Source organism: Paenibacillus sp. NPDC056579 (assembly GCF_042793215.1).
Lineage (GTDB): Bacteria > Bacillota > Bacilli > Paenibacillales > NBRC-103111 > Paenibacillus_S.
On sequence record NZ_JBHTVD010000015.1, the window covers coordinates 90465 to 116312 of the forward strand.

Sequence of the window (25848 nt, forward strand, 5' to 3'; positions counted from 1 at the left end):
GTCTGCCCTTTGCTCTTGACCAGCCCTTCACCCCATAGTCACCTTCTAATACATTCGCCATGGTCGAGGCACAAAGCATTGCGCTCTGATATGGAGTAACCTTGGTATGCCTTTTGCTCTTGACCAACCTTGCCCCCCCATAGTCACCTTCTAATACATTCGCCATGGTCGAGGCACAGAGTATTGCGCTCTGATATGGAGTAACCTTGGTATGCGTTTTGCTCTTGACCAGCCTCACGCCCATGACTCACCTTCTAATACATTCGCCATGGTCGAGGCACAAAGCATTGCGCTCTGATATGGAATAACCTTGTTATGCGTTTTTACTCTTGACCAGCCTTGCCCCCATAGTCACCTTCTAATACATTCGCTCTGGTCAAGGCACAAAGCATTGCGCTCTGATATGGAGTAACCTTGGTATGCCCTTTTGTTCTTTACCAACCTTGCCCCCCCATGGCTCACCTTCTAATACATTCGCTCTAGTCGAGGCTCGAAGCATTGCGGTCTGGCATGGAGTAACCTTGATCTGCCTTTGCTCTTGACCACCTGCGCTTCCCCACGCACCACGCCAATGAGTACCTCAAACCGGCACACCAGCCTCCCCCCGCTAGCAACCGCAGCGCAACCGCAACATGCATCTCCGGCACCGTATTACTCCTTCCCACCCATACAAAAAACGCCACTACATAACGTAGTGACGCCATACCTGCATAAAGTCATCGCCGCTGAACTCGACTCAGGAAAATAAAAAATCGATGTCGGTCAAAGCCCGATCCGTCAACGGAAATATAAACTGCTGCTCCTTCTCCAGATGTTCCTTCATGATGCGGCACGAGTGAGTCAAATAGGCTGCGGCCCGTTTGATCAGCATCGCGTCGGAATCCGGCCTCAACGCATGCACGGCGCGGAAGAAGGAATTCATGTTATCCATTGCGAGCTCATGCTCTTTTTCCAGCATCCATAGCGACGGGACAATCGAAGGCTTATTGTGCTTGTGAAAATACACGTTCAGAAACGGATACAGCTCTCTTTCCTCCCAATCGGAGTGCTTTTGCAGCTCCTCCTGAAAAGCCGTCGCCCAGAGCCTCAAATGCAGCAGGCTTCCGATCGCCCTGCTCTTGTCCGTCTCCTGCTCCGCTTGAACCGATTGCTGCTCCATCTCGTCCAGCACCTGCATCAGCTCGGCGTGTTCTTCCTTCAAGCGGTCCACCAGCGCAGACAGCTCCGTAACATGAGCGCTTTCGGACTTCATTTGCGGCTTACCGTGCACCATCATTTTCCCCGCCTCCATGAACGAAAATATTGTATACTCTACAGATTACTACGCTCCCCCCTGTTTGTATGTGCGACTTATCACAACAATTTGGATCATTTTTTGCATCGGCGGCGAAAAAAAGAACCTCCGTTCGTAAGCAGCTTCTTCAAGCTGCGAACCGAACCGGAGGTTCTTTCACTATGTGCCAAGCCTGTCAGCCCAGCTCTATGGAGTTGGAGTGTTCGTGTTAGTCGGCTTGCCCTTAGGCACCCCGTCTAGGCCGTACACTTGATCGTAGGCGTCAAACATTTTGCGCGCGATAGGCGCTGCATTCCATGCTCCGAAGCCGCCTTCCGGCACTACGACCGCAACGGCCAGCTTAGGCTTGTCCAACGGCGCATACGCTACGAACACCGCGTTATCGATCATTTTGCCGCCGACCGATTGAGTCGACGTTCCTGTTTTTCGCGCGAACTTGTAAGGGAAGCCGTCGAAGCCCTGCACGTTAACCTTTTCCATCCCTTTGATGATCGTATCCCAATAGGCTTTAGGGAATGTCGTTTCTTCGAGCACCTCCGGCTGGATTTGCGTCACCGGCTTGAAATCGTACGTCTCGATTTTATCGACCAAAATCGGCTTCATCTTTTTGCCGCGGTTCGCGAGCGTTGCGGCATACTGCGCCATCTGCAAGGTCGTATACTTCTCGTTCTGTCCCCAGGAGGCGAACACCATACGGGATTGGAGCGTTTCCTTCGTATTCGTCTTGAACTCACTGCCCCCCGCGTACTCTCTCGGAAGCCCGCTGCCCGTCAGCACGCCGAGCCCGAACTTGTTCAAGTAGGACTCCCAAATATCTACGGATTTGGCGCCGCTGCGCATATAGAGCGCGTTGCCGATCATCGCCGACATGAACGTATTCGACGAATGCTCGATCGCTTCCGCAGCATTGATCGGTCCGTAAGCTTTCCGGTCGGAGTTCGTCAGCTTGGAATTGTTGTCCTTACCGTACGTGAACACTCCCGTATCGTTATACGGTGTATTGACCCCGAACAATCCTTCGTTCAAGCCGACCAGCACGGACAAAGGCTTAATGATCGACCCTACATACACGATGGAGGTAGGATGGTTTTTCAGCTCGTTCTCGGGGTAGTCCGGGTAAGCCGTCGTAATTGTCCCGTTGTTGATGAACGGCTGGATGTCGTTGTATTCCTGGGTAGAAATACCCCCGCTCCATACGTTCGGATCATAATCGGGCATGCTCGCCATAGTAACGACGCGTCCCGTGTCGACTTCCATCGCTACGGCGTATCCCGCTTTGGCATACGGCGCGTACCCGTACCGGTTATTCCTCGCGGCCGGAGACTTTGCTTGCGCTAGCTGATCGATAATCGCCTGCTCGGTTACTTGCTGGATGTCTTTATCGATCGTCAAAAATAAGTTATTGCCCTTCTTAGGCGCCTCGATCGACACTTTGCCGATAATTTTTTGCGAGGCGTTGACCGGGTAAGTTTTCATCCCGTTTTTGCCGCGCAGCTCCTCCTGATACATCAGCTCGATGCCGTCGTAGCCTACATCCTCGGTATCGAGATATCCGGTTGTATTGTCTTTGTTTTTGTAGAAATCAAGCCCGTTCTTAGGCTCTCTCGCCCGGGAGAAAGGCCGCATATAGCCGATCAATTGCACGGCGATTCTCTCATTGTCGTAGGTGCGGATACTTTCCTCCATGATTTCCAGCCATTTCATTTCGTCGCGATGCTCCAAAATATAGGCGATTTCCTTCTCGGACAAGCCGGATTTGATCCGCCGGGGCACGAAGGAATAGCTTGGAGACGTGGTCGAATTTTTCTCCAGATCGTATCCGACGTCCATTTCTTTGATAATATCGGCGGCCGTCAGGTTCGATTTCGGCGACTCGTTATACAGCTTGAACAATTCCTCCAGCCGATGGGCCAGAGCGATGACTTCTTCTTTTTTCTGATCGGTTTCCATACGGAAATATAAGGACTGGGTGGAGGAGGTAAAAGCGAGCGGGTACCCTTTGCTATCAAAAATATTGCCGCGGATCGGCGCGATAGGTGTATCCCGCTTCGTGTTCATCGCTTCCTCAGCCTTCAGCTCTTTGCCCTCGACGAATTGAAGTATAGCTAAACGGACGATAAGGACGGAAAACAAAAAGAATGTGCAAAAAAACAATAAATTTATGCGGACGGTAAAATGACGCCGCTTATTTTTTTCATGTTGCTGCGGGTCATCCGTGGACATAGATTTTCTCATGATGCGACAGCTCCTTTAACAAATTACGCGAGCAGCTCGTGCAAGGAATGAATGCCTGTGCCAGAATGATAATCGTAACGCTTGATCTTCACTGCGTCAATCCCTGCCTGATTCGGCGCCCAAATATCGTTCAGATCGTGGTCCCCTACATACAGCACGTCGGAAGCCGCTAACCCCGATTGCTCGAGAGCCAAATGAAAGATCGCCGGATCCGGCTTTTCCAGCCCTACCAGAGTAGAGACGATGACAGGATCGAAGTAGTGCAGTATTCCTTTGTGCTCCAGAATCGTCGGCAGCGTAGCCGCGAAGTTCGAGATGATGCCGAGGCGTAAGCCCCTCTCGCTCAGCTTGGTGATGCTCTCTTTTACGTCGTCAAACAGCTGGTATGGCTCCGGTCCTGTGAACAGATCGTACATGCCGTGGCAGCACTCGTGAATCTGATCCTCCGTCCAGCGCTCCTCATGAACGCCCAGCTTTTCCAATATATAATGATACAGCTTCATCCAAAAGGCGCGGTCCGACTCCGGCGTGCATACGGCGAAAGGGTCGAGCTGCTTACCATAATAAAACAGACGGAACGCTTCGGTAAACAGCTCTCCTACCTGCTCTTCCCCGCGCTGCAGCGAACGGCTCGCCAGAAACTGCTGCATAATAATCCTCGATGCCGGAATCGTCATCAGCGTATCCCCTACATCGAAAAACACGGCTTTATATGTTTCAAGAGGTTTAGGCAACATGATCAGCTTACTCCTTCACAGACTCATGCGAGTTTCATCAACTGCATGGTTATGCTATAATCCAACAATTTTCGCGGATGTTCACTATTGTGTAGTTTACCACATTTCACCCCAAAGAGAAAAAGCCGGCCATCCCAAACAGAGACGACCGGCTTGCAATCTAAGTTTCGCGTATATGCGTTTCGTTAAAGTTCGGCGGATTGAACCAGTTCCCGCCGCTGGACACCCAGGTGGAATCAAGAGGAATCCATTGCTGCGTTTCCGATAAGTAAACCTCGTTCCATGCATGAGGCCCATAGCCGCCCCGTCCGTCATAGCCGAGTCCGGTAACGACCTTTACATCCAGGCCTATGGAACGGGCCATCACTGCGTACAACCGGGAGTAGTCAATACACACACCCTTTTTCGTGGCAAACGTTTCGTCGGGCGTCTGCTCCTTCCAAATCCGTTTTGTCTCGTACAGCGTCACTTTGTCCCAATCATATTGGACGCGGGTTCCGACCCAGCGGTACAGCAGCCGCGCCTTCTCCTCGTCGTTCCCGCCTTTGGCCGTTACTTCCTTGGCGGCCGCTGCAATGTCGTCCGGGATTCTGGCATCCAGCACCTCGTACTTGCGCTGCAGGATGTTGCTGAACTCCTGCTCGACCGCCCGCGTAAATACCGGCAGCGAGCTGGCCAGGAAATCCCCGGTCACCGGCTTAATCACCTGATTGGCGCCTTTCTGGTACAGGCCCGAAGCCTGGATGTAATTGGCGGCAGGCGTCTGCGGAAACAGCGTAACGGCGATGAAGAGGGCAGCGATGATCAGCAAGGCTCTTCCCGCGCCGGTCACCATGCCGATGATGCCACCAAGCACACTGCTGATAAACGACGGCCCCCCTCTGCGGCGAGAATCCTCATTCCGCAGCGAGTCCGCTACCCAGCCGTCCATGATCGGATCGATAATGCGGCACAGCACCTGCTTGACGATACCGTACCCTAACACGAACAATATGCCGTACCGCAGCAGAGAGAAGTCTCTCATCCCTGTCATCAGCGTATAATACAGCTGCTTGAACCATCCTAGCTCCTCGTCGGGAATGTCGAGCGGCAGCGATGCCAGCCAGGCTTGAGCCTGCGGAGACAGCCAGGAGGCCAGCTTCCAGGCAAGCAGGAGACTGAGAACGGTCGCTACGGCTTCCGCAACCATCAGCATAAGATGGCGCGCTGAGGAAGAGGCTCCGCGCAGCATGCCCTGGATGGCGGACATCGCCAGCGTGACGACCAGAATGATCGTTATCCAATTCACGGTTTCCGCCGCGTCCATCAATCCGTTCATGCTCTCACCTCTTTCGACTTTGGCTCAGCACGGGAGCGTGCTCGGCTTCCTTTTAGACTCCTGATAGCCTCTACATTTTGGTATTCATTTTGGCTTGCTCGATCAAAGCATTGACGACCTCGTCCATTTTCATCGTGAACGTCTGATTCATGAAGGTGACTTTAACCTCGTTGGAGCCGGGATTTCCTTCCAGCTTCAAGCTTTTGGTCGTAACGGTGAACGTGCCGTCCGCATTTTGCTTGTACTGCGCTTCCTTCATTTCCCCGGAAATGGTCTTGATCGCCTGGTTCTTCACCTCGGCCGTTACGGCGGTTCCGATTTCCAGCAGCTGATCTTTGTAGTTGGCGCCATAAAAGAACAACCCCGCCAAAATCGCCAGCACGAGGATCCACTTGATGACCGTCTTTACAATCTTAATGACAACGAATAACACGACAATGGCGGCTACAATGATAAACCAGCGCTCCTGCAAAAACGGTACGATAAAATCCAACTTCCATCTCTCCCCTTCAATAGGTAACGAAACTTACTCTTCTTCTCTTTTGCGCCGCAGCTCCGCGAGCTTCCTTTGGATTTCCTCCGACTTATCCGTGTCTCTCGCTTTTCGGTAAGTCATCCGCAAGCGGAACAGCACGACGATGGCGATAACTCCCAAAATCGCAATGATGACCGGGTCCACAAACAACCGCCTTTCTTTCAAATAGGTTCCCGCACAAACCGCTACGCCCCCGGGCTGCAAAATAATGGTACTAACCGTACGGCTTGTCACGTAAAAGTAATGATAAGGCAATCGTGTCCACGCGTTAGACAAACATGAGGTTCGAGGTGATGATGTTGAAAACCGCAATATGGCTATATTTATTTATGTTCGTAGCCTTTTTCGATTTGCATGCTCAGTACCCAATCTTGTCTCCGTTTGCCATCTCGCTCGGGGCTGCTCCCTCATTTATCGGGCTTATATTGGGCGTTTACTCCATAACGCATTTGCCCGGCAACTTGCTGGCAGGCTACGGAGTAGATAAGTATGGAAGCAAACGATTCATTGTGTCTAGCCTGATTGTAGCAGGTATCGTGCTGTTAGTTCAATCCCGCGTTACCGATCCGTGGCAGCTTCTTTACATTCGATCCGTCAGCGGATTCGTGCTGGCCTTCTTATCCCCGGCATGTCTCTCGCTTTTGGCCAAAATCGCCAGAGATAATGTCCAGCAAAGCAAGCTGATGGCAGGCAACGGGCTCGTTCATACGATGGCCTCGGTCTTGAGCCCTGCCGCCGGCGCCTATCTGGTAGCCAAGCTAGGATTTGCGCTATCGTTCACGGTTCTCGGATGGATTCTCATCATCACGGGGGTTCTGGCCATCTTCGGTGTAAAAGAACGCCAGTATACACTGGCCGCCGCTCAGCTGTTCCCTCCCGTACATGGAGACAGTAACGTCCCTGCGCTCAAAAACCAGAAGCAAGCCGGCGCATTGGATGAGCCGGTCCCTTGGCTGTTTTTCGTCATCCCGCTCGGCCTGTCCTGTTCGCAGGGCATTCTGTTCTTCGAGCTCCCTTTAATGAAAGAAGCGAGCGGATCGATCATGACGTCCGGCCTGTTGTTCTCCGTCGTCAGTCTGGGCGCTTTGGTTACGCTGAGCATGCTGTTCATCAACCGCTTTTCACCTCTGCTCCGTACGACGACGGGGTGTCTCGCGCTCGCTCTAGTTTTTTTCGGCATGTCGGTGAGCTGGCCGCTTCCTCTCTATGTATCGCTGTTCCTGATCGGCATGGCCAAAGGAGTGATTTTCCCCGCCATCGCCTCTCTGCTCGCAAGCGTGACGAGTGCCAACCGCTACGGACGGGTATTTTCTTTTTTGTCGATATCCTATTCGATCGGAGCCTTTATAGGACCCATTGTTGCCGGTCATATAAGAAGTCATACTTCCCCTTATTTTATCGCATTTGTCGGCTTAATGCTGGCGCTCTGCATGCTCCCGCTTAAAGCCTTTAAGCCGGTTCAGGCATAAGCACCCTACGGGAAGAGCCGCCTCCCCGCATGTCCCTGCATGATATTTGCCATCCCATGGCGAGTACACGATATTTGCAGCGGATGGGTATTCGCACATACCGTTTTTTGCCTTCCACATATTATACAGTATGTCGGATGACAACTCTTTAGTTGAAGGGAGAGAGTCGGAATGGGAGACGTAGGATACGGTGGTTGGACTTCCGCTGCCATCATTTTGGTACTGTTCATCCTTCTGGTTATCGTACTTCGCGGTTTCGTGTACTAATTTAACGTTTCAAGCAAAGCCGTCCGTTCTCCGGGCGGCTTTTTACTATGTCCGGCAAGCTGTATTGCAGCTGTTTCAACCGTATTTTTCTCGGGTAAGACAAGCTTATGCAGAACGGGACTTCACAATTTTGTCAATTTATCCATTTCATTATTTTTCAACCAAGGATAGACGGACATATACCGTGAATCCCATTCGAACATGTGTAAAGTGAAACTCAAATGCGAAGGAGGTGAAATCCGTTCCATGAAGGAATCCAGCGGCAGTACAAATCTTAGTCCATGCAGAGATAGGAGTGAAAGATCCATGAAGCCAGCTGTCTTCAAAAAGACGGCGCAAGTAACCGTATTGATGATGTTCATCTCGGCATTACTGCCCGTATTGGCTTTTGCGGCGACAGGCTTTAAAGATGTCGTTTACCGCAACAACTCAGTTTCAGGTTCGGTGTATTCCGATGTATACTCCGTAAACGCACAAGTATACTTGTATGACCCGAACGGCAATTACGTCGGTACCGCATCCAGCGCTACATACAGCGTTTATAACGGCGTATACACGTACGATTTCTCTTTAAACAACGTTTCCAGCTATTCTTATTTGAAACTTAAAGAAAAAGTAACGGATTCCGTATACTACACCGTGTACAACTCCAATAGCGGTCGTCCTGGCGGCGGCGGTGGCGGTGGCGGTGGCGGCGGAATCATCTCCGGCCCATCCATCAATGTGCCTTCCGACGGTTCCATTGATGCCTACACGCTGGAAAACGCTCTGAACAACAACGACATCGTTGAACTGGTTCTGAGCGGCGACGTTGCGTTGATTCCAGCCAAAGTGCTTGCGAAGTTCACAGGCGACACTAAAAAAGCGCTGAAAATCAAAAACGACAAAGGCTCCTACATGCTTCCTATCCATGTATTGAAGCTTGATGATCTTGCCGGCAAGCTCTCCGTGAGTGTAGACGACATGAAAATCAAAGTTTCGATCAGTGCAGCAAGCGAAGCGGCTGTTAACGGCATTAAAAATGCTGCTACAGCATTGGGCGCTACGGTAGTAAGCGGTGCGGTTGATTTCAACCTGGCAGCTGTCGGCACCGGCGACAAAACGCAAGCCGTAGATCTGGGCAACAACTACATCAGCCGCACATTGCCATTGTCCAAAGCCGTAAATCCGGCTACGGCAACAGCGGTTGTGTACGATCCGAACACGCAAAAGCTGAGCTTCGTGCCTGCTCTGTTCTCCTCTTCCAACGAGTCGAACGAAGCGGTAATCAAGCGTAACAGCAACAGCATCTATACTGTAATCGAGCTGAGCAAAAGCTTTGAGGACGTGAAAGGTCACTGGGCACAATCCTACATCAACCTGTTGGCTAACAAGCTCGTCGTTGACGGCGTGACTGACACTTCCTTCGAGCCTGAGCGTAACATCACTCGTGCCGAATTCGCGGCATTGGTAGTTCGTTCGCTTGGCCTTGATCAATCCGCAGCTGCGAGCAGCAGCTTCAAGGACGTTTCTTCTTCCGAGTGGTATGCAAGCGTTGTGGCTTCGGCAGTCAACGCTAAAATCATCGACGGTTACGAAGACAACACGTTCAAACCAAACCAAGCAATCAGCCGTGAAGAACTGGCTGCTATGGTAGTTCGCGCTCTTGCTTACGCAGGTGCTAAACCGGACGTATCCGCTGATCGTCAATCCGAGCTTCTTGCGAAGTTTAAGGATTCCAGCAAAATCGTTTGGGCACAAAACGAATTGGCCGTTGCTATCGAAGCAGGCATCGTAGACGGTATGACCGACACTACGATTGAGCCTTCCAAGCAAGCAACTCGTGCACAATCCGCTACAATGCTGAACCGATTGCTGACAAAAGCAAATTTCATCAACTAAGCGGCGAACTGCTGCTTAACCACTCTCCATTCCTATATTGAAACGACCTGACAAGATACATGTCAGGTCGTTTTTTTAACGTATATATTGTCAATACGTGCTCCCCGCAAAGGAACTGATGGACATTGATGACAAAGCTCCACTTGGTGGGGTTATTTAGCGTTGCCGCTTTTGGTATAAAGGATAATCCACCTCGGTCGGAACCTCGATGGCGATGATGCGGACCCCTCCATCGGAATGCAGACGAACCTCGGATGCTTGCTCCGCCCCGGCTTCCAGCACGGTGAAATCCTTATGATGGAAGCTCGCTTCGCCATCCTCATAGGCCCAGCGTCCTTCTCCGTGAATCGCCAAAGCCGCTAACGAACGCCCTGCAGGCAGCGTATGCGTATAGGAAGCGCCGGCTGCGAGCTCGATATCCCACATCCGAACGTCGGCGACCAGCTGCACAGGCGCATCCGCTCCAATGATTGTTTTGACAGCAGCTCCTTCGGCTGCGGCCGTCGGAAACTCTTCATGCTCGTATTGATAATAAGCGGGAGGACGTTGAAGCGCTTGGCTAAGATGAGGCTCGAACCAAATCTGGAACCCTTCGGCATCAGGCCCGATAAAACGCTCCGCATGCGACACCCCCGACCCGGTTTGCATCACCTGGGCTCCTCCGGCTGCGACCTGACTCTGTGTCCCCAGTGTATCTTGATGCTCCGCATGACCGTGCAGCATATACGTAATAATCTCGAACCCTTGGTGCGGGTGCAGAGGGATGTACCCTTCCACCGCGGAATGAGCCCATGCCCAGTAAAATAAAGGGCCGACCCGCTTCACCGCAGAGCCCTCGCCCGGAAATCCGATGGGCTTAAGCTCCGTAATTTTCCCACCGTCAAAAGCGCCTCTCACTTGCTGCTCCGGTGGATACATGGTGATTTTCATCATGAACGCCTCCCATTGTAAAGTTTCCTTATCATGAGCTACAAATCTTTTTATGTCATATCGCCAACAGTAATTAACTTACTTATATTAAGTAACTAATAATAGTATAATTCTAATCAAGATATTCGTCAAGCGTTCAATGAGTCGATCTCCAGATATAAGCACGATGGACTGTATTCTCAACAATTCGACATTTCCTGGGAAATTACTGCGTCCTGCGACTTGGATCCTCGCCGAAAACGGGATATACTACAAGGAGATAAAAACCGGATTGGGGGAAGCTTCATTGTCCATTGCGATCATTGTGGAAGGCAAAAACGATAGGAGCAGATTACGGCGACTGCTGACCTCCGACATTGAAATTCATTGCACCTTCGGGTCCTTGAACACCGAGCGGCTGGAGAAATTGAAGAAGAAAATCGGGGCAAGCGAAGTGTACCTGTTCACGGACAACGATTCATCGGGTAAAAAAATTCGCGGCATCTTAAGAGATACTTTTCCTGATGCGGAGCAAATCTATACAAGGCGCGGTTATGCCGGTGTGGAAGGCACGCCGGATGAATATTTGATTCAGCAATTGGAAAAAGCCGGCCTCGAGGAATTTATTATTTATCCTCTTCAAGACGCGGCTTTAGGGTTTCCGATCGAATAAACCGCTGGTATGCAGACGGCTGCAGTCGGATTCAATTAGGTTAAGGTATGAACTTCATCAAGTAAATGACCATCGTCACCGTGAATATACTGAATATTGTCGACGAGAACACCACCTGGGACGAAAACTCCGGCTCGTTGTCGTATTCCACGGCGATCAGCACGCTGCTAAGCGAGGTCGGAACCGCACAGGACAGCACCAGTGCTTGCGCCATCACTCCTTCGATCCCCATCAAATGTACGATCAGAAAACCGACTGTAGGCCCGATCAGAAGCCGCAGCATGTTGGACAGCATAACATCGGACAGCTTCAGCTGCCATTTCATATTCCCGAGCTGCACCCCGAGTGTAATAAGCGCCGTTGCGATAAAGGCGTTGGAAATGTAATTGATCGGAGCATAGATCGGATCAGGTACCGGAATATGAAGCCAGCGCATAGCAAATGCTATGGGAATGATGTAGATGACCGGCAGCGTCAAAATGGTCCGCAGCGTTTCCTTCGTGTCCTTCTTATGTGCATTAACGCTGTAAATCCCGTAGGTATTCGGAAGCAAATTTTGCATCATCATGATGATAATTTGAATCGAGAGCGTAAATGCATCCCCGACAAAAACCAGCTGATTTAGCGGAATGGCGTAGTTGGCGCTGTTATAAAAAATGACGCTGTTGCGCATCGCAGGCACCATCCCGCCCTTATACCGCCTCCAGCGGATGACGATCTCCACCAGAATAAACATGGCAATGAAGAAAAGCGCGAAAAACGCCAGCGTCTGGAGCAGAAGTCCAAACGTCAGCGTCGATTCGTAAAGCATTTTAAATACAAGAGCGGGTGAGAATAAATAAAAATTCAATTTGGACAACGTTTTGATATCGAGCTTGAAGGCCCTGTGCAATACGGCTCCAAGAGCTACCATGACCGATAGCGGAATGACATTGTTCAGTAAAATATGCGTGAAGTACGTCATGACTTAGCTCCTTGAGGGTTACGTCTATTCTTTCGTCAGCTTGATCATATCATCGGCAATTCTTTCGATGTTGAGATCGGCGTCATTTCCGTTATAATACGTGCGCAGATCGCCTTTTTTGTCCACCAGCAAAATGACGTTGTTGTGGCTGAAAGTACCCTGCTGATCTTTGACGACCATCACGCCGAACTTATTGGCCAAATCCATCGTTGCCGCTTCTTCGCCCCGCAGGAAATACCATCCCTTATAATCCGGGTGGTACCGGCTGGAAAACTCCTTCAGCTGAGCGACCGTATCTTTGGTAGGATCGAAGGAAATCGAGGCAATGGCCGTTTTGTCGCCGAATACGCCTTTTTTCACCAGCTGATCCTGAACTTTGGAAAGGGAATACGTCGTAGGAGGACATACATCCGGACAAGTAGAAAAGAAGAAATAGACCAGCTTTACTTTCCCCGCCAAATCGCTGCTTAATCCGACCTGCTTGCCGTCGATATTTTCGAGCTTAAAATCCGGCGCTTTTTTAATGACGCCCATCTTCTCCTCGCTGCCCTTCATCAGCATGTAGCTGAATACGCCAATCATTGCGAGCAAGACGACGATGACTACGATTTTAAACCCATTTTTTTGCACATTTGCGCTCATTTTCGCATCCCCTTCTTTCTTCAAAAAAAATATCCCATGTTGCCATGGGATGGGTACGTTTCGTTCTCCAACCAGACGCTACTTATGCTTATGGTATTTTCACCGTCGTAATCACCATGATGATGAACAGAAGCGTCAAATAGTTGATGGAATAAATAAATATCTTCTTCGCCCATTGCACTTCGTCCTCGGCCTTGAAGCCTTTGACGGCGAGATACGCCCAGTACAAGCCCATAATCATAGCTGCATAAAAGAAAATCACATTGACATAGCCGAATACATACAGCAGCAAGGATACCGGCACAATCAGCACGATGTAGCGCATCATGCTGATCTTGGTTACATAAGAGCCGCGGACAACCGGAAGCAGCGGAAAGCCTGCTGCGCGGTACTCTTCCATACGGCGAATGCCCAGCGCCCAGAAGTGCGGCGGCTGCCACAGGAACAGGATGCCGAACAAGATCAGCGCGCCTGCGTCGATTTGCGGGGTGACGGCACAGTAGCCGATAACCGGAGGAATAGCTCCCGAAAAGCTGCCGACGAAGGTGCTCCACACGGAGGTACGCTTAAACCATGCCGTATAGATCCACACGTAAACGAACAAGCCGATCATACCAAGCAGTGCGGACATTGGATTCACTAGCAGCCAAAGCCCCGATACCCCGATGACGCCGAGAATAATACCGTACCAAAGCACCACATTAGGCGACATTTTGCCGGTAGCCAGTGCGCGCTTCTGCGTACGTGCCATCTTGACATCCATATCCCGGTCCAGATAGTTGTTCAATACACAGCCGGACGCCATGACCAATGCGGTCCCAATCATCGTGTACAACAGCTGCAGCCAGTTGACGTGCCAACCGGATGCGACCCAGAAACCGCCGAAAGCGGTAATCGAATTGGAAAATATAATACCCGGTTTGGCAAGCTGAACAAAATCTCTCCAAGTAACGGGCCCAAGATCTGTTGTGGGTTCTTGATGTGTTTCCGCCGCAGCCGCCATCCCGTCTCTGGATAGATCAAGCCTCATTTGCTCTTCCACTTTATAGCCCCCTTAAAAAAGTCCCCCGAGGGAAACTTATATCGATAAACAATACGGAAGGAGGAACTTATATGTCCTCCTCGCGTGTCCTCTATATAATATCAACCCGGACTCCGTTTGACAACAAACCTCGCAGGGAGTTCAAAATATTGTCGATATATCACAAAGTTCACCCGTTTGTCAAAAAACAAAGGAATACAATAAACATGATTGCGAAAGCTGCGGATATCATTAGAATTTGCGCCGGTTCCGGTCATAAGAAAATCCCCAGCCCTAAAGGAGCGGCGGAGGCTGCGGGACATTTCAATATTTCTGTGCATAAAAAAACCGACATTATTTGCGAATTTGAATATCTGAATCGACAAAATAAGTTCTTCGGATAAATTTCCAGATAGCTTCCAGCAATTGCTGAATTTCATAGACCTTGCAGCCCATAACGGATACCACAAGCCCGTATTTGTACGTTCGGCTCACCCCGCTGTACAGCTTCATTCCGCTGAACGGTACGGCGGTTTCCTCATCTACACCAAGCAGTCGGTTTAAATAATCGCGGACCCGATCGGCAAAGCCGGCATCCACCTGTTCCGAGAACACATAGAGAGCTCCGTAATGGGTAAAAGGCCCCCATGCCCCAATAGCGTCCAGCTTTTGTGTAGGTGATGAAGGCTCCACCCTTTGCTTGGCGCAAAAGATCAGCTCCGAGCCGAAGGTGACCTTAAGCTCGCTTCGGTACAAACCATACTGGAACAACTCTCCCCGCTGCGTACGGCCCGGACATACCGTTTCGGACAGGATGAGCACAGAGCCCGGCTCCATTCGCACCTCGGTTTCGCTGTAAAAATAAGCATCTTTATACAGCATCAGCGGTTCCGGCATATATTCGACTACGCTGCCGCGGGCAAGAGTTAACGTCTGACGCTGCACGCTCGCCTGATCGGCCAAGCTTCCGTCTGCGCTGCGAAGGACGGGGTGCACCTTCGTGTACGATTGATTCGTAACATATACCTTCGTATTCTCGCCAAAATGCCAGTCGAGCTCATAGCGGTCCCCCGACATAATGCCGGGAGACGCGTCCATGACATATACGCCCAGCTGTCCGTCGTCGAACGGGAACGCCTTGGCGATTTTGAGCGGATAGGCATGATACCGGTCCCCAAGCCGCGTCTCTCCCCCCGCTTCCAGAAAAGCGGCCGAGACGCGGCCAGTTGTCCTAGGCATGGCGGTATTCCCGCTCGATCCAATCTACGATGTCGTCCAGGCCTTGGCCGTTGAACAGGTTAGAGAAAATAAACGGACGATCCCCGCGCATCCGGCGCGTATCCTCTTCCATTACGGCTAGGCTTGCGCCTACGTGAGGAGCCAGATCGATCTTATTGATGACGAGCATGTCGGACCGGATAATGCCGGGACCGCCCTTGCGAGGAATTTTCTCTCCTTGCGCCACGTCGATTATATAGATGAAGCGATCCACCAGCTCCGGACTGAACGCCGCCGCGAGATTGTCTCCGCCGCTCTCAATGAAGATCAAATCCAGATGCGAGAACCGGCGCTCCAGCTCCTCGATCGCTTCGAAGTTCATGGAAGCATCTTCACGGATCGCCGTATGCGGGCAGCCTCCCGTCTCTACGCCGATAATGCGCTCGGCAGGCAATGCTTCCGAACGGATCAAGATGTTCGCGTCTTCCTTCGTATAAATATCGTTGGTGATGACTGCGATGCTGTAGCGGTCGTTCAGCTTGCGGGCAAGTCTTTCTACCAGCGCGGTTTTACCGGACCCGACCGGTCCTCCGATTCCGATTCTCATCGGACGATCCAGATGAGTATGCTCAGGTGTTTCCCAATGGTGATGGTGATGCGCTCCTCCTTGACACATAGGCGTTTGCCTCCCTTTATATAGGTAGATAATAGTATGAAATAAATCCCGCATTGTACGCTTAAGACATGAACAGCCTGGAATACAATGCTTCATGCCGCATCATGGCAATTTCCGCAGACGGTGCATTGGCGAAGCCGTCCTCCAACGGGTCCAAATGCCCCGCTTCGTTCCATGCCGTAGCAATCACCGGCAGCAGCTGCGCCAGAAGGCGCTGTCCCTCGGTCTGACCGATGGACATGAGCCGGAGTCCGCTGTTGATGCATGTCATCGTACATGTATACAAATACCCCTCGACGGCCATGGCCAGCGGCACCTGGAGATGGTAGCTGATCCAGCCGTGGATCAGCGGATGCGTCCCGAAGCAGCGCTGCTCGCGTACGGCCGTTTGCAGCGGCTCCCACGGCAGCTCGGGATGGATGGATCGGGCCAGCTGATTCAGCCGCCGGCCCATCTTCAGCACGCCATCCCTCGTCTCGGCAGCCGCCCTTTGCACGTGCTGCATCCGGTCGACAAGCCATAACGACTCCCAGTCTTCGTCCGGAGCGTACTGGTATACAGCCTTGACGGCGAGAGCGTCGACCGGTGTCCAGCTGTGGAACAGCATCGTCTCGATATACTGCCGCAGCTGCTCCGGCTTCTGTACCGCTCCCATCTGCACGAACGTTTCCAAACCGAACGAGTGGGAGAATCCTCCTATCGGCAGCGCAGAGTCCAACAGCTGAACGTAAGTCAGCCACGAGTACGCCGGCTCGCCGGACGGTTGTTTCATGAGCTTCCCTCCTGCCCGTTGCTTTCGTCATATCCGGAAGTCGGTTGGAAGGACTTCTAGAACAAAAAGTAGCGCTGCGCCATCGGCAGCTCGTGAGCCGGTTCGCAAGTAATGGCGGATCCGTCCACCTTGACCTCATACGTCTCCGGATTCACTATAATTTCCGGCGTCTCTCCGTTATGGATCATATCTTTCTTCGTTACGGAGCGGCAGTTTTTGACCGGCTCGATCCGCTTCTGCAGCCCCAGCTCCTTGTGCACGCCCTTATCGTAGGAAGCCTGCGATACGAAAGTAATGCAATGGTTCAAAGCCTTGCCGAAGGAGCCGAACATCGGACGGCCGAACACCGGCTGCGGCGTCGGGATCGATGCGTTCGGATCGCCCATTTGGGCATAAGCGATCATGCCTCCCTTGAGGACGAGATCCGGCTTGATGCCGAAGAACATCGGACTCCATACGACCAGATCCGCCAGCTTGCCGACCTCGACGGAACCGACCAGATGGGAGACGCCGTGGGTAATGGCCGGATTGATCGTATATTTCGCCACATAGCGTTTGATACGGAAGTTATCCTGCTCGGATGCGGCTGACTTCGTGCCGCCGGCTGCGGCCTGTTCTCCAGGCGCCGGCAAGTATCCGCGCTGCTTCTTCATCTTGTCCGCCGTCTGCCATGTGCGGATGATCACTTCCCCTACCCGGCCCATCGCCTGAGAGTCGGAGCTCAGCATACTGAACACGCCCATATCGTGAAGAATGTCCTCCGCGGCGATCGTCTCCGGGCGGATTCGCGAATCGGCGAAAGCAACGTCCTCCGGAATGCGGCTGTCCAGATGATGGCACACCATCAGCATGTCGAGATGCTCCTCAACCGTATTGATCGTATAGGGACGCGTAGGGTTCGTTGACGACGGGAGCACATTGGACTCCGCCGCCGCTTTGATAATATCCGGAGCGTGCCCTCCGCCCGCGCCTTCGGTATGGTAAGTATGAATCGTGCGCCCGCCGATAGCAGCCAGCGTATCCTCGACGAAGCCGGACTCGTTCAACGTGTCCGTATGAATTGCCACCTGCACGTCGTAGCGGTCCGCTACTTGGAGGCAAGCATCGATAGCTGCCGGCGTAGTGCCCCAATCCTCGTGCAGCTTCAAGCCGATGGCACCCGCTTCCACCTGCTCGATAAGCGGCTCTGTGAAAGCAGCATTGCCCTTCCCTGTGAACCCGAGGTTCATAGGGAACGCTTCGGCCGCTTCGAGCATCCGGTACATATGCCACGATCCCGGCGTGCACGTCGTGGCGCTTGTACCTGCCGCCGGCCCCGTACCCCCGCCGATCATCGTCGTCACGCCCGAAGCGAGCGCCGTCTCGATCTGCTGCGGACATATATAATGAATGTGCGTATCGATTCCGCCTGCGGTAATAATTTTGCCTTCCCCTGCGATGACCTCCGTGCCGGCCCCGACGATCATATTCGGATGGACGCCGTCCATCAGGTCCGGGTTACCGGCTTTGCCGATGCCGACGATCATACCGTCCTTGATTCCGATATCGGCCTTGACAATCCCCCAGTGATCGATAATGACGGCATTCGTTATCAAAGTATCGAGCACGCCTTGCTCTCGAGTATGGCGGCTCGACTGCCCCATCCCGTCACGGATGACTTTGCCCCCGCCGAATTTGCATTCTTCACCGTATACGGTGAAGTCCTGCTCGATTTCCGCCCATAGCTCCGTATCGGCCAGCCTAACGGCATCTCCTGTTGTCGGTCCGAACATTTGGGCGTATGCTTTTCGATTCATTTGGACCATCCGCTTACACGCCCTCCTTCCACGCTTCCAGCCGCTGTCTAACGTCTTCAGGCATCGCGCCGTGCTCCGCCGGACCTTTGGACAGACCGTTCAATCCGTAAGAGAGCTTGGCACCGCCCAATTCCACAAGCTGCACCGGCTTTTCTTCGCCCGGCTCGAACCGGACCGCCGTTCCGGCGGGAATATCAAGCCGCATCCCGAATGCAGCCTCTCTGTCAAACGATAGTCCGCGGTTCACTTCAAAAAAATGATAATGCGAGCCGACCTGTACCGGTCTGTCTCCCGTATTGACAACGATCAGGCTGCATGTCTTCTTACCTATATTTAATTGGATATCTCCCGCCCTAACACGGTACTCGCCAGGAATCATTCCTCACCGGCCCCTTTCACTTCCGATATCCGATCGGTTGATGTACCGTTACCAGCTTCGTACCGTCCGGAAACGTAGCCTCCACCTGAACCTCGTGAACCATCTCCGGTATACCTTCCATCACTTGATCGGCATTCAATATCGTCGTTCCATATTGCATCAGCTGCGCTACGGTCATCCCATCCCTCGCTCCCTCCATAATTTCTGAGGTAATAAGAGCGATGCTTTCGGGGTAGTTCAGCTTCACACCGCGCTGCAGCCTTCGTCTGGCCAAATCCGCCGCTACCGTGATCAGCAGCTTCTCCTTTTCCCTTTCGGTTAAATGCACGATATACAGCCTCCTTGACCCAAAACTTATGTTATATTACTTAACACAAAAAGACGAATAATCCGTTGCCATATCGTTTATTATATTCGCTATTTCAGATTCTGTAAACCGATTACGTTAATTTTTATAACGCCTTTCAGGATTTATTTTCCGTTTTTCAGGCTCACACGAATGGAATATCACATATATTTTAAATATGTAGCCAGTTTTTCCGTACAAAAACTTGAGAACAAAATTTATGTAAAGTATATTGACATATAAGTGACGCAAGATCTATGATAGGTCGTGTGAGAAAACTTTCCATAGTTTCGACGAAAAGAGAAACCGGATATTAACCGAACGTCGTACCGGAACGGATCGTTCTCCATGCTCGATTCGCTTAACCGATCATCAAGATCAACCCTGCGATTTCAACCGGTAAGCTATCGATGAAGCTGTACAATATGAAGAGGAGTGGATGGTCGATGGTCAACAAAATGAAGAAAAAAGGGATTCCGGTATTAATGGCGGTCTGCATGTCTCTGACAGCCTTGCTGGCAGGATGCGCTACCGAATCCAAGCCTGCGGCAAATTCTTCGGCAGCAGCGGATGCGAAGCCGGAGGCGGGCAAGGACGATTCGATTCCGGTCGGTATTTTGCACTCCCTCACCGGCACGATGTCCATAAGCGAGGTCTCCGTTAAGGATGCGGAAATGATGGCCATTGAGGAAATCAATAAAGCAGGCGGCGTGCTTGGAAAACAATTGAAACCGATCATTGAGGACGGCGCGTCGGATTGGCCTACCTTTGCCGAAAAAACGAAGAAGCTGCTGCAAAAAGACAAAACCGCAGTCATCTTCGGCGGGTGGACATCGGCCAGCCGTAAAGCGGTGCTCCCTGTTGTAGAGCAAAACAAAGGACTCTTTTTCTATCCCGTTCAGTACGAAGGACTCGAAGCATCACCTAACATCTTCTATACCGGCGCTACAACGAACCAGCAAATCGTTCCTGCCGTTACTTGGCTGCTGCAAAATAAAGGGAAGAAGTTCTTCCTGCTCGGTTCCGACTACGTATTCCCGAGAACCGCTAACAAAATCATCAAAGAACAGCTGAAAGCCGAAGGCGGCACACTGATCGCTGAAGAATATACTCCGCTTGGCCATACCGATTACAACACCATCATCAGCAAAATCAAAAAGGAAAAGCCTGACGTCGTATTCAACACATTGAACGGAGACAGCAACGTAGCGTTCTTCAAACAGCTGAAGGATGCGGGAATCTCCGCCAAAGATTTGACTACCTTGTCCGTAAGCATCGCAGAGGAAGAAATCCGCGGGATCGGCGCCTCCGTGCTGGAAGGACACTACACGGCATGGAACTACTATCAAACGACGGAAACGCCGGAGAACAAAAAGTTCGTCGAGGCTTACAAAGCGAAGTACGGCAAAGACCGCGTAACCGACGATCCTATCGAAGCAGGCTACTTCGGCGTCTACTTGTGGGCGGAAGCCGTGAAAAAAGCCGGTTCCTTCGAAGTCGATAAAGTGCGCGAAGCGGCCAAAGGCATCGAATTCAACGCACCGGGCGGCAAAGTCAAAATTGACGGCGACAACCAGCACGTATTCAAAACCGTCCGTATCGGTCAAATTCAGGGTGACGGCATGATCAAGGAAGTATGGAATTCCGGCCAGCCGGTCAAACCCGATCCGTTCTTGAAAACTTACCCTTGGGGCGCAGAAGTAACGAAAAAATAACGGTTCCGCGTACATCTACAGAAGCCGTCGCAGCTTTAACCGCACTAACGAAATACACAAAACCTTGGACCGGGGCTGCCCACTACAACGGGCGGTCCCCAGTTTTATCACGGAGGATGAGGCTCATGAGCTTACTGCTTCTTCAATTGTTTAACGGCTTGTCGCTAAGCTCCATTCTGCTGTTGATCGCCTTGGGGCTCGCCATTACATTCGGCTTGATGAATGTCATCAATATGGCTCACGGCGAGTTCATCATGATCGGCGCCTACATGGCCTACACGATTCAGCAGCTGTTTCAAAAATTTCTCCCCGCTCCCGTGTTCGGCTGGTATTTCGTCGTATCCCTCGGCGTCGCGTTCGCCGTAGCCTTCGCAATCGGCTGGCTGCTGGAAGCGACGCTCATCCGTTACTTGTACGGAAGGCCGCTCGACAGCCTGCTTGCTACATGGGGAGTCAGCCTTGTGCTGCAGCAGCTTGCGCGGCAAATCTTCGGCGCGCCGAATGTGGCGGTCAAAGCGCCGGAGTGGCTTGACGGCGGATTGGCTATCACAGCCGACTTAATGCTGCCCTATAAGCGGTTGTTTATCATCGGGCTTGTCATCGTATGTATTACGGTCATCTACATTTACCAGTACCATACCCGCGGCGGCCGCAACATGCAGGCGGTTATGCAAAACCGCGGCATGGCTTCCTGCCTCGGCATTTCTACGCGCCGCGTCGATGCGCAGGCGTTCGCCTTCGGCTCCGGCATGGCGGGAATCGCCGGCTGCGCGCTGACACTGCTCGGCCCGATCGGACCTACGATCGGCACTTACTACATCGTCGACGCCTTCATGGTCGTCGTGCTGGGCGGCATCGGCAAGATCATCGGCACCGTCGCCGGAGCTCTCGGAATCGGCGTTCTGAACACCGCCTTCGAATATACGACAAGCGCCACGATCGGCAAGGTCATCGTGTTCACGCTGATCATTGCGTTCCTGCAGTGGAAGCCATCAGGGCTAGTTACGATCAAATCTCGCGCACTGGATTAACGAAGAATGCTTTTCGAAGTAAGTTTCCTTACGGAAACTCAGCTTATGCTTTCGATGCCAGTTTTGCTCCGCAAAACTCAGCTTGTGCTTTCGAAGTAAGTTTCCTTACGGAAACTCTCAGGAGTTGATACCATGACCATAAACAATACCAAAATCAAAATCGTGTTTACTTTCATTTTGTTGGCGCTCATGCTGGTAGCACCGATGTTTTTGAGCGAATTCCGTTTATCGCTGCTGGGCAAATTTCTCGCCTACGCGATTCTCGCCATGGGCCTCGACCTGATCTGGGGCTACACCGGCATCTTAAGCCTCGGACACGGCGTTTATTTCGGGCTCGGCGCTTACTGCATGGCGATGCATCTGAAGCTGGTTGCCTCCAAGGGAGAGCTTCCCGATTTCATGTCATGGAGCGGCGTAGAGAAGCTGCCGTGGTTTTGGCTGCCGTTCCAGTCAGCGCCCGCAGCCCTTCTGCTTGCCGTGCTGGTGCCGATGGCGGTAGCCTTCGTGCTCGGCTACTTGACGTTCCGCAACCGGATCAAGGGCACCTTTTTCTCGATACTGTCCCAGGCGCTCGTCATTATTACCGTCACCCTGTTCGTGGGCCAGCAAGGCTTTACGGGAGGCACGAACGGCTTGACCAACTTCGATACGTTTCTCGGCTTATCCGTAGGCGATCCTTCCACGAAGCTGATGTTTTATTACATTACCGTTGCGGTCGTAATCGCTACGCTGCTGCTGTGCCTATGGCTTGCCGGCAGCCGGCTCGGTAAAATACTCGTTGCCGTTCGCGACGCGGAGAACCGGGTTCGTTTCATCGGCTACAATCCGGTGACGTTCAAGGTGTTCATCTATTGCTTATCCGCAGGTCTTGCGGGACTCGCCGGCATTTTGTTCGTACTGCAGGAAGGAATCATCTCCCCAGCGCAAATGGGTATCGTTCCTTCTATTGAAATGGTGCTCTGGGTTGCTATCGGCGGCCGCGCCTCCATCTTCGGGGCGATTATCGGCGCTGTCATTACCAACACTGCAAAAACAACGTTCAGCGAGGCTTATCCCGAATGGTGGCCAATAATTATGGGAGCGATGTTTATCGTCGTCGTCCTCTTCCTGCCTAAAGGCATTGTGGGTACCGCAAAAGAATTGGCTCAAAAATGGGGCTTGTTCCCTCTAAAATCAAAATCGGCCGCATCCGGAACCGGTTCGCTGCCGTCCTATGCCTCCCTGGAGCAGGAAGCCAAGCCGTAACACAAGCGCAAACAATCGAAATTGGCCCCGCCCGGGGGGATTGCAGCCGCTGCGAAGATGAATACCAAGCATACCCTGTTCTTGTTGCGCTCGCCTTGCCTTCAGCAAAACAGTAACGCTTACGAAGTAAGTTTTCCTTCGGAAAACTCAAGCTTATCCTTACGAAGTAAGTTTTGCCTTCAGCAAAACTTTTAGGAGGTAATCCCATGATAGAATCGTCACCAAGAAAAGAACCCGCATCGCCTCTCGTCAACATCGAACAGCTGGAGGTCGACTTCGACGGCTTCAAAGCGATCCGCGGCCTCAATTTTTCGCTTCATTCCGGAGAGCTTCGCTTTTTGATCGGACCGAACGGCGCAGGCAAAACAACGCTGCTCGACGTCATCTGCGGCAAAGTAAAACCTTCCAAAGGGAAAGTGTGGTTCAAAAATACGGATCTGTCGAAGCACCAGGAGCACCAAATCGCACAGCTCGGCATCGGAAGAAAATTTCAAGCTCCTTCCATCTTCGTCACTTTAACCGTTCAAGAAAATTTGCTTCTCTCGATGCGCCAAAGACGCGGTCTGCTCAGCTCCCTTGTCGCCAAAACGACACCCGAGCAGCGGGACCGGATGAAATATTATTTGCACATGATCGGGCTTGCGGAGAAAGCGAAGCAAGTGGCCGGGTCACTCTCCCACGGAGAGAAGCAGTGGCTCGAGATCGGTATGCTGCTCATACAAGAGCCGGAGCTGCTGCTGCTCGATGAGCCTGCAGCGGGAATGACCGACAGTGAAACGGAAAAAACCGGGGAGCTGCTTCACAAAATCAGCGACCGCCAAACCGTCATCGTCGTGGAGCACGACATGGAGTTCGTCCGCAATTACGCCAAGACGGTGACCGTCATGCATGAAGGTACAGTGCTCCGGGAAGGAACGATGCAGGAGATCCAGAACGACGATAAAGTCGCGGAAGTTTATTTGGGAAGACGGGGTGAGCGCGATGCTGATCATTAACGATCTAGAGGCCGGATACGGAGAAAGCATGGTACTCCGCGGCGTCAATTTGAAAGTGGAGCCCGGTCAGGTCGTCTGCCTCATGGGCCGCAACGGGGTTGGCAAAACAACCCTGATGAAGACGATCATGGGGCTGATCAAGTCCAAGCGCGGCCGGATCTCCTACGGCGACCGGGACATTACTCAAGCGACGCCGGACCGGCGGGCAAAAGCCGGTATCGGCTATGTCCCGCAGGGACGCGATATTTTTCCTCAGCTGACGATTGAGGAAAATTTGCTGCTCGGGCTGGAAGCATCCAGCACCCGCAAGCATGCCGTACCGGAATCGGTCTACGAGATGTTTCCGGTACTGAAGCAAATGATGCGCCGCAAAGGCGGCGATCTGAGCGGAGGACAGCAGCAGCAGCTTTCCATCGCGCGTGCGCTTGTCGCCGAGCCGAAGCTTTTGCTGCTCGATGAGCCGATGGAAGGCATTCAGCCTTCCATTGTAATGGAGATCGAACAGGTTATCGAGTCGATCAAAGCGCAAAAGCAGATGTCCGTGCTGCTGGTTGAGCAGAGCCTGACGTTCGCCACCAGCATCGCCGATTATTATTACGTGCTCGATAAAGGCACTATCGTTGCCGAGGGCAGCTCCGCCCAGCTTAGCGAAGAGCAGGTTAAGAAACACCTTGCCGTGTAACGATAAGCGGTGCCGCGTCCCAGAGTGCCTCCCCCATTTTCGACGACCGGGGGAGGCTTTTTATCATTCCATCGCGGCAAGCGGTAGTGACCGTACAAGGACAACCTCGCTGCGATTTTTATCCTACCGCATTAATATGATATGATTAATAAGTAAGCAAAAAATGGAGGAGGCGTAACAATGACACAGCATATTTCTAGCCGCACGGCTCTAAGCAATGGCGTCGAGATGCCTTGGCTTGGACTTGGCGTATGGAAAACCAAAGACGGTGAAGAAGTCATCCAGTCTGTAAAAGCCGCTATTCAAGCAGGCTACCGCAGCATCGATACGGCAGCGGCTTACGGCAATGAAGACGGTGTTGGAACAGCCATCAAGGAAAGCGGAGTCCAAAGGGACGAGCTGTTCATTACCACCAAGGTGTGGAATGCGGATCAAGGCTACGACTCCACATTGCGGGCGTTCGAGGAAAGCCGCCGCAAGCTTGGTCTGGACGTCATCGACCTGTATCTCGTACACTGGCCGGTCAAAGGCAAATATAAAGACACTTGGCGCGCCCTGGAGAAGCTGTATAAAGACGGCGCTGTCCGCGCCATCGGTGTCAGCAATTTCCAGGTTCATCACCTTGAAGATGTGATGTCGCAAAGCGAGATTACCCCTATGGTGAATCAGGTGGAATTCCACCCTCTCTTGACCCAGGAGAAGCTGCGCAGCTTCTGCCGCGAGCATCGGATCCAGCTGGAGGCATGGAGTCCATTAATGCAAGGCAACCTGGATATCCCGCTGCTGTCCGAGCTTGGAGCGAAGCACGGCAAATCCCCTGCCCAGATTATATTGCGATGGGATCTGCAGCATGGCGTCGTCACGATCCCTAAATCGGTCACAGCAAGCCGCATCCAGCAAAACGGCGACATCTTCGACTTCCAGCTGTCTGCCGAGGATATGGCCAAGCTGGACGCATTGAACGAAAACCGCCGTTTCGGCCCCGATCCGGACAACTTTAATTTCTAATAACCAAAGCAAGGCTGCCATTCATTGTTGATGGCAGCTT

At 52.2% G+C, this 25848-nt stretch carries 26 protein-coding genes; 10 read left to right on the forward strand and 16 right to left on the reverse strand.

Features of this window, described 5'->3' with window-relative positions:
• Nucleotides 1-736 precede the first annotated feature (736 nt).
• The 6 genes from ACFQ88_RS35370 to ACFQ88_RS35395 form a co-directional block, all read right to left on the reverse strand.
• Nucleotides 737-1276, reverse strand: coding sequence for a hemerythrin domain-containing protein (locus ACFQ88_RS35370; RefSeq protein WP_239628412.1), 540 nt, complete (start codon nt 1274-1276; stop codon nt 737-739).
• Between the two features lie 204 nt (nt 1277-1480).
• Nucleotides 1481-3529 carry a peptidoglycan D,D-transpeptidase FtsI family protein gene (locus ACFQ88_RS35375; RefSeq protein ID WP_239628414.1) on the reverse strand — a complete coding sequence of 683 codons (2049 nt, stop codon included), beginning with the start codon at nt 3527-3529 and terminating at the stop codon, nt 1481-1483.
• A 23-nt stretch (nt 3530-3552) separates the two neighbouring features.
• Entirely contained in the window at nt 3553-4266 is a 714-nt protein-coding gene (locus tag ACFQ88_RS35380; RefSeq protein ID WP_379462082.1) for an HAD-IA family hydrolase, read from the reverse strand.
• Between the two features lie 160 nt (nt 4267-4426).
• Nucleotides 4427-5584, reverse strand: coding sequence for a transglutaminase domain-containing protein (locus ACFQ88_RS35385; RefSeq protein ID WP_379462084.1), 1158 nt, complete (start codon nt 5582-5584; stop codon nt 4427-4429).
• Nucleotides 5585-5654: 70 nt separating this feature from the next.
• Entirely contained in the window at nt 5655-6077 is a 423-nt protein-coding gene (locus ACFQ88_RS35390) for a hypothetical protein (protein WP_239628420.1), read from the reverse strand.
• Between the two features lie 33 nt (nt 6078-6110).
• Nucleotides 6111-6374, reverse strand: a complete 264-nt coding sequence (locus tag ACFQ88_RS35395) for a hypothetical protein (protein WP_379462087.1) — start codon at nt 6372-6374, stop codon at nt 6111-6113.
• A gap of 44 nt (nt 6375-6418) precedes the next feature.
• Here ACFQ88_RS35395 and ACFQ88_RS35400 point away from each other — a divergent pair, with 44 nt between their 5' ends.
• The 3 genes from ACFQ88_RS35400 to ACFQ88_RS35410 all read left to right on the forward strand — a co-directional run bounded on the left by ACFQ88_RS35400 (nt 6419) and on the right by ACFQ88_RS35410 (nt 9736).
• Nucleotides 6419-7588, forward strand: coding sequence for an MFS transporter (locus ACFQ88_RS35400; protein WP_379462213.1), 1170 nt, complete (start codon nt 6419-6421; stop codon nt 7586-7588).
• Between the two features lie 171 nt (nt 7589-7759).
• Entirely contained in the window at nt 7760-7855 is a 96-nt protein-coding gene (locus tag ACFQ88_RS35405) for a YjcZ family sporulation protein (RefSeq protein ID WP_239628424.1), read from the forward strand.
• 306 nt (nt 7856-8161) lie between these two features.
• Entirely contained in the window at nt 8162-9736 is a 1575-nt protein-coding gene (locus ACFQ88_RS35410) for an S-layer homology domain-containing protein (protein ID WP_379462089.1), read from the forward strand.
• A gap of 156 nt (nt 9737-9892) precedes the next feature.
• On the opposite strand, the gene ACFQ88_RS35415 is transcribed toward ACFQ88_RS35410, so the two are convergent.
• Nucleotides 9893-10666: a pirin family protein gene (locus ACFQ88_RS35415; protein WP_379462092.1), complete on the reverse strand. Its 774-nt coding sequence runs from the start codon at nt 10664-10666 to the stop codon at nt 9893-9895.
• Nucleotides 10667-10952: 286 nt separating this feature from the next.
• On the opposite strand from ACFQ88_RS35415, the gene ACFQ88_RS35420 reads away from it, so the two are divergent.
• Entirely contained in the window at nt 10953-11318 is a 366-nt protein-coding gene (locus ACFQ88_RS35420; RefSeq protein ID WP_239635533.1) for a toprim domain-containing protein, read from the forward strand.
• 40 nt (nt 11319-11358) lie between these two features.
• Here the strand turns inward: ACFQ88_RS35420 and ACFQ88_RS35425 are convergent, their stop codons facing one another.
• From ACFQ88_RS35425 to ACFQ88_RS35465, 9 genes are all read right to left on the reverse strand, one after another.
• On the reverse strand, nt 11359-12282 hold the full coding sequence (locus ACFQ88_RS35425; RefSeq protein ID WP_379462095.1) for an AEC family transporter: 924 nt from the start codon (nt 12280-12282) through the stop codon (nt 11359-11361).
• A 24-nt stretch (nt 12283-12306) separates the two neighbouring features.
• Nucleotides 12307-12924, reverse strand: coding sequence for an SCO family protein (locus tag ACFQ88_RS35430; RefSeq protein ID WP_379462097.1), 618 nt, complete (start codon nt 12922-12924; stop codon nt 12307-12309).
• A gap of 88 nt (nt 12925-13012) precedes the next feature.
• Nucleotides 13013-13966 carry a heme o synthase gene (gene cyoE / locus ACFQ88_RS35435; protein ID WP_239628433.1) on the reverse strand — a complete coding sequence of 318 codons (954 nt, stop codon included), beginning with the start codon at nt 13964-13966 and terminating at the stop codon, nt 13013-13015.
• Between the two features lie 333 nt (nt 13967-14299).
• Nucleotides 14300-15184: an urease accessory protein UreD gene (locus ACFQ88_RS35440; protein ID WP_379462100.1), complete on the reverse strand. Its 885-nt coding sequence runs from the start codon at nt 15182-15184 to the stop codon at nt 14300-14302.
• The gene (gene ureG, locus ACFQ88_RS35445) at nt 15177-15839 is read right to left on the reverse strand and encodes an urease accessory protein UreG (RefSeq protein ID WP_239628438.1); all 663 of its coding nucleotides are present in this window, start codon (nt 15837-15839) and stop codon (nt 15177-15179) included. The genes ACFQ88_RS35440 and ureG overlap by 8 nt, the downstream gene beginning before the upstream one ends.
• Before the next feature lie 61 nt (nt 15840-15900).
• Nucleotides 15901-16611: an urease accessory protein UreF gene (locus ACFQ88_RS35450; RefSeq protein ID WP_379462102.1), complete on the reverse strand. Its 711-nt coding sequence runs from the start codon at nt 16609-16611 to the stop codon at nt 15901-15903.
• A gap of 56 nt (nt 16612-16667) precedes the next feature.
• Nucleotides 16668-18416: an urease subunit alpha gene (ureC, locus tag ACFQ88_RS35455; protein ID WP_379462104.1), complete on the reverse strand. Its 1749-nt coding sequence runs from the start codon at nt 18414-18416 to the stop codon at nt 16668-16670.
• Nucleotides 18417-18420: 4 nt separating this feature from the next.
• A complete protein-coding gene (gene ureB / locus ACFQ88_RS35460; protein ID WP_379462106.1) occupies nt 18421-18786 on the reverse strand; it encodes an urease subunit beta in 366 nt (121 codons plus the stop codon).
• A gap of 16 nt (nt 18787-18802) precedes the next feature.
• Nucleotides 18803-19114 (reverse strand): urease subunit gamma, encoded by a 312-nt coding sequence (locus ACFQ88_RS35465; RefSeq protein ID WP_239628446.1) that lies wholly within the window; start codon nt 19112-19114, stop codon nt 18803-18805.
• Nucleotides 19115-19578: 464 nt separating this feature from the next.
• Between ACFQ88_RS35465 and urtA the strand changes: the two genes are divergently transcribed.
• The 6 genes from urtA (at nt 19579) to ACFQ88_RS35495 (ending at nt 25808) form a co-directional block, all read left to right on the forward strand.
• The gene (urtA, locus tag ACFQ88_RS35470; protein WP_379462109.1) at nt 19579-20847 is read left to right on the forward strand and encodes an urea ABC transporter substrate-binding protein; all 1269 of its coding nucleotides are present in this window, start codon (nt 19579-19581) and stop codon (nt 20845-20847) included.
• Nucleotides 20848-20972: 125 nt separating this feature from the next.
• Entirely contained in the window at nt 20973-21878 is a 906-nt protein-coding gene (urtB, locus tag ACFQ88_RS35475) for an urea ABC transporter permease subunit UrtB (RefSeq protein ID WP_239628449.1), read from the forward strand.
• 132 nt (nt 21879-22010) lie between these two features.
• On the forward strand, nt 22011-23123 hold the full coding sequence (gene urtC, locus ACFQ88_RS35480; protein WP_379462112.1) for an urea ABC transporter permease subunit UrtC: 1113 nt from the start codon (nt 22011-22013) through the stop codon (nt 23121-23123).
• A 206-nt stretch (nt 23124-23329) separates the two neighbouring features.
• The gene (gene urtD, locus ACFQ88_RS35485; protein ID WP_239628454.1) at nt 23330-24118 is read left to right on the forward strand and encodes an urea ABC transporter ATP-binding protein UrtD; all 789 of its coding nucleotides are present in this window, start codon (nt 23330-23332) and stop codon (nt 24116-24118) included.
• Nucleotides 24105-24800 carry an urea ABC transporter ATP-binding subunit UrtE gene (gene urtE / locus ACFQ88_RS35490; RefSeq protein WP_379462224.1) on the forward strand — a complete coding sequence of 232 codons (696 nt, stop codon included), beginning with the start codon at nt 24105-24107 and terminating at the stop codon, nt 24798-24800. The genes urtD and urtE overlap by 14 nt, the downstream gene beginning before the upstream one ends.
• A 180-nt stretch (nt 24801-24980) precedes the next feature.
• The gene (locus tag ACFQ88_RS35495; protein ID WP_239628458.1) at nt 24981-25808 is read left to right on the forward strand and encodes an aldo/keto reductase; all 828 of its coding nucleotides are present in this window, start codon (nt 24981-24983) and stop codon (nt 25806-25808) included.
• Nucleotides 25809-25848: the final 40 nt, after the last annotated feature.

What these genes read in the sequence shown, in the direction of transcription:
- ACFQ88_RS35370 (WP_239628412.1), bottom strand. Translation starts at nt 1,276, where the DNA reads ATGATGGTGCACGGTAAGCCGCAAATGAAGTCCGAAAGCGCTCATGTT.
- ACFQ88_RS35375 (WP_239628414.1), bottom strand. Translation starts at nt 3,529, where the DNA reads ATGAGAAAATCTATGTCCACGGATGACCCGCAGCAACATGAAAAAAAT.
- ACFQ88_RS35380 (WP_379462082.1), bottom strand. Translation starts at nt 4,266, where the DNA reads ATGTTGCCTAAACCTCTTGAAACATATAAAGCCGTGTTTTTCGATGTA.
- ACFQ88_RS35385 (WP_379462084.1), bottom strand. Translation starts at nt 5,584, where the DNA reads ATGAACGGATTGATGGACGCGGCGGAAACCGTGAATTGGATAACGATC.
- ACFQ88_RS35405 (WP_239628424.1), top strand. Translation starts at nt 7,760, where the DNA reads ATGGGAGACGTAGGATACGGTGGTTGGACTTCCGCTGCCATCATTTTG.
- ACFQ88_RS35410 (WP_379462089.1), top strand. Translation starts at nt 8,162, where the DNA reads ATGAAGCCAGCTGTCTTCAAAAAGACGGCGCAAGTAACCGTATTGATG.
- ACFQ88_RS35415 (WP_379462092.1), bottom strand. Translation starts at nt 10,666, where the DNA reads ATGAAAATCACCATGTATCCACCGGAGCAGCAAGTGAGAGGCGCTTTT.
- ACFQ88_RS35425 (WP_379462095.1), bottom strand. Translation starts at nt 12,282, where the DNA reads ATGACGTACTTCACGCATATTTTACTGAACAATGTCATTCCGCTATCG.
- ACFQ88_RS35430 (WP_379462097.1), bottom strand. Translation starts at nt 12,924, where the DNA reads ATGAGCGCAAATGTGCAAAAAAATGGGTTTAAAATCGTAGTCATCGTC.
- ACFQ88_RS35440 (WP_379462100.1), bottom strand. Translation starts at nt 15,184, where the DNA reads ATGCCTAGGACAACTGGCCGCGTCTCGGCCGCTTTTCTGGAAGCGGGG.
- ureG (WP_239628438.1), bottom strand. Translation starts at nt 15,839, where the DNA reads ATGTGTCAAGGAGGAGCGCATCACCATCACCATTGGGAAACACCTGAG.
- ACFQ88_RS35450 (WP_379462102.1), bottom strand. Translation starts at nt 16,611, where the DNA reads ATGAAACAACCGTCCGGCGAGCCGGCGTACTCGTGGCTGACTTACGTT.
- ureC (WP_379462104.1), bottom strand. Translation starts at nt 18,416, where the DNA reads ATGGTCCAAATGAATCGAAAAGCATACGCCCAAATGTTCGGACCGACA.
- ureB (WP_379462106.1), bottom strand. Translation starts at nt 18,786, where the DNA reads ATGATTCCTGGCGAGTACCGTGTTAGGGCGGGAGATATCCAATTAAAT.
- urtA (WP_379462109.1), top strand. Translation starts at nt 19,579, where the DNA reads ATGGTCAACAAAATGAAGAAAAAAGGGATTCCGGTATTAATGGCGGTC.
- urtB (WP_239628449.1), top strand. Translation starts at nt 20,973, where the DNA reads ATGAGCTTACTGCTTCTTCAATTGTTTAACGGCTTGTCGCTAAGCTCC.
- urtC (WP_379462112.1), top strand. Translation starts at nt 22,011, where the DNA reads ATGACCATAAACAATACCAAAATCAAAATCGTGTTTACTTTCATTTTG.
- urtD (WP_239628454.1), top strand. Translation starts at nt 23,330, where the DNA reads ATGATAGAATCGTCACCAAGAAAAGAACCCGCATCGCCTCTCGTCAAC.
- urtE (WP_379462224.1), top strand. Translation starts at nt 24,105, where the DNA reads ATGCTGATCATTAACGATCTAGAGGCCGGATACGGAGAAAGCATGGTA.
- ACFQ88_RS35495 (WP_239628458.1), top strand. Translation starts at nt 24,981, where the DNA reads ATGACACAGCATATTTCTAGCCGCACGGCTCTAAGCAATGGCGTCGAG.